This is a genomic window from Streptomyces sp. NPDC054847 (assembly GCF_053610925.1).
Genome location: NZ_JBSGZJ010000757.1, coordinates 1 through 1458 on the forward strand (window position 1 = coordinate 1; position 1458 = coordinate 1458).

The 1458-nt window shown below is 72.9% G+C and carries 3 protein-coding genes; all 3 read left to right on the forward strand.

Annotated elements, in window-relative coordinates; translation table 11 throughout:
• Positions 1-90: 90 nt before the first annotated feature.
• On the forward strand, positions 91-465 hold the full coding sequence (locus ACWGH4_RS35015; RefSeq protein WP_453467941.1) for a hypothetical protein: 375 nt from the start codon (positions 91-93) through the stop codon (positions 463-465).
• A gap of 236 nt (positions 466-701) precedes the next feature.
• Positions 702-977 (forward strand): hypothetical protein, encoded by a 276-nt coding sequence (locus tag ACWGH4_RS35020; RefSeq protein ID WP_441267130.1) that lies wholly within the window; start codon positions 702-704, stop codon positions 975-977.
• Positions 978-1064: 87 nt separating this feature from the next.
• Positions 1065-1458, forward strand: a 394-nt coding sequence (locus ACWGH4_RS35025; RefSeq protein ID WP_453467943.1) for a GNAT family N-acetyltransferase, incomplete at its 3' end; no start/stop codon positions are given.

The window sequence follows — 1458 nt, forward strand, 5'->3', positions numbered from 1 at the left end:
GTCCCGGACACCCCCGCACCTCCCGCCGGCCGCCCGCCCCGTGCCACGGTGACCGCTCATCACCGGCAACCACTCGCAGGAGGCCCCGCCATGCGTCAGCACCGACAGGTCCGCCACCGCACCACCGCCACGGTCATGGCCACCGCCGCGGCCTTGACCGCCACCGTCTGCGCCACCACCACGGCCACCGCCGCACCCACCGACAGGTGCAGCCAGGCAGCCCCCACCCGCGCCGACAACCCGTACACCACCACCCACACCGCCCTGGACGCCGCACCGCTGCGCATGGGCCCCTACGGCGAGTGCTACCGGCTTCAGACCTACGCGGCCGGCACGCGGATCGAGGTCCGCTGCTTCATCGTCAACGAGTACGGAAACACCTGGTCCTACATCCCCGGAGCCGGCTGGATCTGGGACGCCCACCTGTCGGGCAACGGATCGCCCCACCGCTGCCTGGGTGTCTGAACCAAAACCCGAACGGCACCCGCACCCCGGCCTCTTGGCCTTCGGCCCTGCCCGCACCGGCCCGCCCACACGTCGCGGGCCGGTGTGTCCGTCAGACGACCACTGTTGTGACGAACTGTCATGTGACGAAATGCCATAGGGGACATTCGGGTGGCAATTCTCCCGTACTGCAACTGCCGCCGCCCGCAGCGCAGTCCTTGCCACCACACACACCGCACCACCTCAGGGAGGCAGACATGACCGCCTGGCACACCACCACCGGAACCACCACCATCGACCCCTACCGTTTCCCCGGCGCCCCCGACGACTACCTGCTGCCCGCGCCCCGGCCCGGACAGCGCGTCCCCCTCCCGCTCGAGCCGGCCGACCGCCGCCGCCTGGACCTGCACGCGGCCCTGACCACCGCCGGCATCGCCCCGCTGCCCGGCGACCTCGCCGCCATCGACGCGCTCTGCGCCCTCGACGACACCACCCACGCCGCCCTCCAGCGCTGGATCACCCGCACGCCGTGACCAGGACCGCCCCCACCCCGCACCGGGTGGCCGGGCCACGTCCCACCCGGCCGCCCGGCCCCGCGCCCGGCCGCGTACCGTTCCCCCATGCCCCGCCTCGAACCCCTGCACGCCGGTCACGCCGACGCCCTGCTCGCCTTCGAACGCGACAACCGGGCCTACTTCGCCGCCCACGTCCCCGACCGCGGCGACGACTACTTCACCCACTTCGCCGACCGCCACGCCGCCCTCCTCGCCGAACAGGCCGCGGGAATCTGCCGCTTCCACGTCCTCGTCGACGACACCGGCGCGATCGTGGGCCGCGTCAACCTCGTCGACCTCGCCGACGGCGAAGCCGAACTCGGCTTCCGCATCGCCGAGAAAGCCGCCGGACGAGGCCTCGCCACCACAGCCGTCCAGCAGGTGTGCACGCTCGCGGCCACCGCCTACGGCCTGAACACCCTGCACGCGGCGGCCACCGTAGCCAACACCGGCTCGCGGA

Bases quoted from the DNA above. Each gene is read 5' to 3' on its own strand.
- ACWGH4_RS35015 (WP_453467941.1), top strand. From the start codon at position 91: ATGCGTCAGCACCGACAGGTCCGCCACCGCACCACCGCCACGGTCATG.
- ACWGH4_RS35020 (WP_441267130.1), top strand. From the start codon at position 702: ATGACCGCCTGGCACACCACCACCGGAACCACCACCATCGACCCCTAC.